The following is a 6688-nucleotide window of genomic DNA, read 5'->3' on the forward strand; positions in this document are numbered from 1 at the left end:
CGCGCTAAAACTCCTCGTAGACCGCCGGATCCTGGTTCTTCCGGCGCCCGTCCGGCCGGCCCAGCGCGGTGATCGCCTCGATCTCCGCCTCGCTCAGCGTGACGTTCAGCGAGTCCAGGTTTTCGCGCTGCCGCTCCTCCGAGGCAGCCTTCGGGATCGCCAGCACCCCGCGGCCGCGGTGCCACGCTAGGACGACCTGCCCGGGGGATGCGGAGTGGGCGTCAGCAATCTCGGCAATGACCGGCTCCTCCAGAACCGCGCCGCGCAACAGCGGCGACCAGGCCTGCGTCACGATGCCGAGCTCCCGGTGTGCCGCGACGGCCTCGGCCTGTGGGAAGTGCGGGTGCAGCTCGATCTGGTTGACCACCGGGTACTCGCCGGTGGCGGCGTGGACGGCCTCCAAGTGCTCGGGCAGGAAGTTGCACACGCCCACGTGGCGGATCAGCCCGCGTTCGCGCAGCTCCAGCAGCGTTTCGAAGGCCTCGACGTAGTGGCCCTGTTTGGGGTTCGGCCAGTGGATGAGGTGCAGGTCGATGCGGTCCAGGCCTAAGCGGAAGAGGGATTCCTCGACGGAAGCGACAGCGTCGTCGTGGCGCTGATAGCGGCCGGGCAGCTTGGAGGTGACGATCACCTCGTCGCGGTGGATCCCGCTGGCGCGGATGCCAGAGCCCACCGCGCCTTCGTTTTCGTAGTTGTAGGCCGTGTCGATCAGACGGTAGCCCGCGCGGATGCCCGCAGCCACGGAGTCCGCGCCCGCCTGGCCCTGCATCTTGTAGGTGCCGAGCCCGATCTCCGGGAGGGAAAGAGCTGTAGTTTCAGTCATTCGTTCCTGCCTCTCTACTCAGTTCAGTCTTGCGCCGTTCGGTTTGCGCCGTTTTCCAGCAGCTCCTTAAAGCCTGCCTCGTCCAGCACCGGCACACCCAGGTCCTCGGCCTTCTTCAGCTTGGAACCAGCCTTTTCGCCTGCCACCAGGAAGTCCGTCTTCTTCGACACGCTGCCCGCCGCCTTGCCGCCGCGAGCCTCGATAGCCTCCTTCGCAGCCGTGCGGTCGAAGTCCTCCAGCGATCCGGTAACCACGATCGTCAGGCCTTCCAGCAGCGCGGAATCCACGCTATCCGCCTCGCCGGAAGCTTCCCCGGCCTCCTGACGCATCCGCACGCCAGCCGCCGCCCAGCGGTCCACGATCCGGCGGTGCCAATCCACCGTGAACCAATCCGAGATCGACTCCGCGATCGTCTCTGCTACACCGTCGATGCCGGCCATCTCCTCGACTGAGGCCGAGGCGATGTCCTCCACGGACTCGAAATGCTTCGCCAAAGCCTTCGCCGCAGTCGGCCCCACGTGCCGGATGGACAGAGCCACCAGCACCCGCCACAGGTCCGCCTCCTTCGCAGTCTGCAGCTTCTCCAGCAATGTCTCACCGGACTTATTCAGTTTCCCGGCCTTCGTCGCATAGGAACTGGTCTTTTCCAGATCCTCGGCGCTCAAGTCGAATAGCTCCGACTCGTCGGCCAACACACCGGAATGGATCAGATCATAAGCGCCCTTTTCCCCCAAAGCGTCGATATCAAACGCCTTGCGGGAAGCCAGATACGTCAACCGGGTATGCAACTGACCAGGGCAGTATTGAGTGTTGGGGCAACGCCAGTCGGCGTCACCAACCTTCGAAGGAGCCAAACGGGTGCCACACTCGGGGCAGAACGTCGAGAACAGGAAAGGCCGCTCCGCACCCGTGCGCTTGTCCTCAACCGGGCCCAGCACCTCCGGGATGACCTCGCCGGCCTTGCGGATGGTGATCGTATCGCCCAGCATCACGCCCTTGCGGTGTGCCTCCGTCGGGTTGTGCAGCGTGGCCATCGAAACCGTGGAGCCCGCGACGTACTTCGGCGCCATGACGGCGTAAGGCGTGGCGCGCCCCGTGCGGCCAATGCCGACGCGAATGTTGTGCAGCGTGGTCATCGCCTCTTCTGGCGGGTACTTGTATGCGATCGCCCAGCGCGGGGCGCGGCTGGTGTGCCCCAGCTCCAGCTGCTCTTCCAGGGAATCGACCTTGACGACCAGCCCATCCATCTCGTGCGCCGCGTCGTGGCGGTGCTCACCCCAGTACTCGACCTGCTGCTGGACCTCCTTAGCGGAATGAACCTGCTTGGTGTACGGGCTAACCGGCAGCCCCCACGCGGCAATCGCGCGGTACGCATCGTGCTGGGAAGCAGGGGAGAAGCCCTCGCGCGCGCCGATACCGTGGCAGATCAGCTTCAGCGGGCGCTTGGCCGTGTCCGCGGAATTCTTCTGCCGCATCGCGCCCGCGGCGGCGTTGCGAGGGTTAGCGAACATCTTCAGCCCCTCAGTTTGGCGCTGGGCGTTCATGGCGGCGAAATCCTCGACGTCGATGAACACCTCGCCACGGATTTCCACCAGAGCCGGTACGGGGAATTCGTCCGTGTCGTGGAGGGTATCCGGGATGTCGTCGAGGGTCCGCGCGTTGTGGGTGATGTCCTCGCCCGTCGTACCGTCGCCGCGGGTCAGCGCGAGTTCCAGCTGGCCGTCGATGTAAAGGAGGTTTATTGACGCCCCGTCGATCTTCAACTCCGTCAGATATGTCTTCGCGGGGGTGCGGTCCAGCCAGCCGGCGAGTTGCTCGGTATCAAAGACGTTATCCAGGCTGAGCATCTGCTCGCGGTGGTCGACGTTGCGGAACGGACTGCTGGTGGGCGGAGCGGGGGCGACCTCCTCGGTAGGGGAAGAGCCGGTGACGACCTCCGGGTGGGCCCGCTCTAGGTCTTTGAGCTCCTGCAGCAGGGCGTCGAAGTCCGCGTCCGAGATCTCCGGTTCGCCGTAGTAGTAGAGCTGCCGGTGGTGGCGCACCTGGTCAGCGAGTTCTTGCCAGCGGGATTGAGTACTCACCCCCGCTAGTCTACTTGCGGGGGATCTACTTGCGGCGGACGGTGGTGAAGTAGACGGCGCCGCCTGCGATCAGGACGATGGCCAGCAATCCCAGGCCGGCGTACATGATCGTTTGGCTCTGGGGGGCGTTGTCGATGTCCTTTGCCTGCGGGGCGGATCCGTCCGCGCCGGTGCTGCTTGGGGGTTCGGGGGAAGGAGCCGGACCAGGCTCGAGGGGTTGGCGCCACGCCGGCCCGTCAGCTCGCTCGCCTTCTACAGCGGCGGACAGGCGGAACTCGACTTCTTTGTTCGGCTTGCCGTTGTCTTTGGATCCCTCAAGGGAGACGACGAAGTACCACTGGCCGGCATCCGCTGCATTCCAGTCCCGCAGGGTTCCCTCGCGGTTGAGGTAGTACACGTATGGCGTGTTGACAGCTTGAACGGTAACGGGAGCATTCTCTTTTAGATTTTCCGACAAAGGATCCGACGTAACTGCGCGGCGTGGGGATGCAATGTACAGATTCCCCCTGCGGGTACGGCTTCCCGGTTCCTCGTTCTTGTCGAACTCGACTTCCGCGACGGGGCGCTGACCCCAGTCGACGTTCATGCGGTAGAACTTCATCTCGCCTGGGACGAGGGTGTCGGAAACCGTGCTTTTGGTGATTTCAGGTGCAGTGGCGTAGGACGTGCCACCGGGGGTTGGCTGCGGAGAAGTGTCGGGGATTTCGATTTTGTCCCCGTCTTCAGGGACCCCTCTGCCATGTTTGGGCCCGGCTTCGGACTCGCTAGCTATGGGTTCAAAGCCGACAAGGATTTCGACCGGGAGTTCAGTGTCGTGTAAATCGCCAATGCCGGAAATCTTGATTCGATATTTCGTCGAGTCACATGACTGTTCGGGAGTGATTGTGATGTTCTCTGCTGAAGGTAGGGCTGGCCAAATGTAATAGTCTTCGTAGGTCTCCCTATATTCACAAGAGTCGTTCCTGACCTCTGCTTCAGTGCCGTATTTGATCCAGTTGCTGCCCTCGAATCCTAATGGGATTGGGGTGATCGCGATCCGGCCTTGGGTGTTGTCCGGGACGCTGATGCTGAACCACTTCTCGTCGCCTTTTTCTTTTCCCTTGGGTGGAGAAGGCAGGCTGCTTTGGTAGAGGCCTTCGCCGAGGTAGAACCCGTTGTCGGGGTTGTCGGCTAATTGGACGGGCGTGCCCGAGGGCGCGCCGTAGTTCGGCACGCGCCCTTTCACGTCGATGAGTTCCACCAGGAGGTCTTGAATGTTATCGGCGTCGGAGTAGGTGCCGCCGGAGGCTTTGGCGATGCACTCGAGTACCTTTTTCCCCTTGTCATCAGCGTCCACACCGATGGTGTGAATGGTCTCCATTGGATCATTGTATGAAGTCTCGGCGTGTTCGCACGCAGGTGGATGCGGGCACGTGTCGATGCCAGAGGAAATGAGAACAATGCTGCGCTTTTTGCTGAAATCCATTTCCCTTTGGGCCTGCTTAAGGGCATTAGTGATCGGTGCATAGCCCTTGGGCTGCAGCTTGTTGATGTCACCTTCGAGGTCGGAAGCTTTGTTGTCCCCCAGAGGCGAAAGGGAAGTGATATCGAGGCAGCCACTGTTTTCGTTTTCGGGAGCTTTTGCTACCTCGGAGCCATATCCCAAGACCATGGTCTCTGACCTGTCGGCCACCGCTTTGGCTGTTTCGTTCGCGGCCTTCTTCGCCACGTCCATCCGGGTTTCGCTACCGCTTCCGCTGCTTTTCTCGGTCATGTGGCGTGAGGCGTCAACAATAATGGCGACCTGGCTATCGGTACCGTCACCGCGGCGCTGGCCGGAACCGCCATGCTGGCCGACACTGTCCTTATCCTTCGCTTGTGCGTCGACTGCCAAGGTCGGCACAAGAGCGAGGACAGTGAGGAAAGCCAGCAGCGCCATAGCGGCTCGCCGAGTTCGTGGCGGTTGAGTGGCGTGAGCCTTGGGCACCGAATGGGCGGGGAGCAAGGGGAATCAGCCCTTTCTAGTTCCGGACTTCGCGGAGGCTGAGCCGCTACTTGCGGCGGACGGCGGTGAAGTAGACCGCCACTGCTGCGATCAGAATGAGGACCAAGACTCCCAGGCCGATGTACAGGATCGTGTTGCTTTGGGAGGCGTTGTCGATGTCCTTGGCTTGGGCGTTGGACTCTTCGTCGTTGGAGTTGCCGTTGTTTTCCTGGCCGCCGTTGCCGTCGTCACTGGTTCCTGGTGCCTCGGGGGTGGGGGCCGGTCCGGGCTCTAGGATTTGACGCCACTCCGGTCCATCGACCTTGTTACCTTCCACCGCAGTGGACAGGCGGAACTCGATGTCCTTTGCTTGCTTTCCGTTGTCCTTGTAGCCATCGAGGGTGACCATGACATACCACTGACCGGCGTCCGAAGCTTCCTTATGCGCCACATTTTCTTCACGGTTGCGGTAGAAAACGTACGGCGTACCTACGGCACGTGCGGTGGTGGGGACATCCTTGTCGAGGGTCTGAATTGTCTGCTCAGACGTGACTTCGCGGCGCGGCGACGCGACGTAAATGTCACCGTTACGGGAACCATCCGTGTTCTTCTTGTCGAACTCAACTTCCGCGATGGGGCGCTGGCCCCAGTCGACATTCATGCGGTAGAACTTCGTCTCGCCGGGAACCAGGGTGTCGGACACAGTACCCGGGGAGATCTCGGTTGCCTGATTGTAGGACGTGCCGCCGGGGGTCGGCTTCGGAGTGGTGCTCGGCACCTTGACCTTATCCTTGTCCTTGCCCTTCGGAGTCTCCCGATCGTTTTCCGGGCCGGCATCGGCGCCGTCGACCTGAGGTGCGAACCCAACCATGATCTCAACCGGCAGGTCACGATCCAATTCGGTGCCGGAGTGGTTCAGCTTCACGCGATACTTCGTCGGATCGCAGTCCTCTTCAGGGTCGATAGTGACGGACTCCGCTTCCGGCGGGCCGGGCCAATTGGAGCTTCCGAAGTAGCCGGAGCCCTTGTCGCTGCAGCTATCGTTCTTGTATTCAACGTTGATGTTGTAGTAAATGTGGTCGCCACCCTCGAAGCCTACGGGAACCAGGTTTGCAGTTACCTGCGCCTTCTTGCCTTCGGGGACGCTGATGCTGAACCATCTATCGTCGCCGTCCTTGTTGGATCCCTTAGGGGAAGGCAGGGTGCTTTGGTAGAGGCCTTCGCCGAGGTAGAACCCGTCGGTGGCGTTGTCGGCGAGTTGGACTGGGGTGCCTGCGGATTCGTAGTTGCCGGCGACGCGTTGGGCGGCGTCGGTGAGGGCTTCGGTGAGTGCTTCGGTGTCGTCTGCGGAGGTGTAGGTGCCGCCGGAGACGTCGGAGATGCATTCGAGTTCTTTTTGGGCTTTGTCGTCGACTTTGAATCCGACGGTGTGGATGGCTAGGTCGATGCCGTCGCCGGCGATGTCTTCGGCGACGTCGCAGACTGGTGGTGGGGCGCAGGTGTCGATGCCGTCGGAGACGAGGATGATGTTGCGCTTGCCGGAACTGCCGAGTTCCTCGGCGGCCTTTTTGATGGCGTTGCCGATGGGGGTGTAGCCCTTGGGTTCTAGCCCGTTGATTTTGTCCTCGAGGTCTTCGGGCTTGTTGTTGCCGAGGGAGGCGAGGGTGGTGATGTCTTGGCAGCCTTTGTCGCGGTTGTCCGGGGCGTTGGATTCTTCGGAGCCGTAGGCGATGACTGCGGTTTGGGCTGAATCGGCGAGGGTGTCGATGGTGTCGTTGGCTGCTTTTTTGGCGGCGTCCATGCGAGTGCCGCCGTCGCCGG

Annotated in this window: 4 protein-coding genes; all 4 read right to left on the bottom strand. The window is 62.0% G+C overall.

The window, feature by feature from the left end; genetic code table 11:
• Positions 1–4: 4 nt before the first annotated feature.
• Positions 5–823: an aldo/keto reductase gene (locus MHX52_RS08805; RefSeq protein WP_239317754.1), complete on the bottom strand. Its 819-nt coding sequence runs from the start codon at positions 821–823 to the stop codon at positions 5–7.
• A gap of 23 nt (positions 824–846) precedes the next feature.
• Positions 847–2904 carry an NAD-dependent DNA ligase LigA gene (ligA, locus tag MHX52_RS08810; protein WP_239317757.1) on the bottom strand — a complete coding sequence of 686 codons (2058 nt, stop codon included), beginning with the start codon at positions 2902–2904 and terminating at the stop codon, positions 847–849.
• Between the two features lie 25 nt (positions 2905–2929).
• Positions 2930–4822: a VWA domain-containing protein gene (locus MHX52_RS08815; RefSeq protein ID WP_239317760.1), complete on the bottom strand. Its 1893-nt coding sequence runs from the start codon at positions 4820–4822 to the stop codon at positions 2930–2932.
• Positions 4823–4934: 112 nt separating this feature from the next.
• The coding region (locus MHX52_RS08820) for a VWA domain-containing protein (protein WP_239317763.1) at positions 4935–6688 on the bottom strand (1754 nt) is incomplete at its 5' end.

This window comes from Corynebacterium sp. ACRQJ, from assembly GCF_022346045.1.
Lineage (GTDB): Bacteria > Actinomycetota > Actinomycetes > Mycobacteriales > Mycobacteriaceae > Corynebacterium > Corynebacterium evansiae.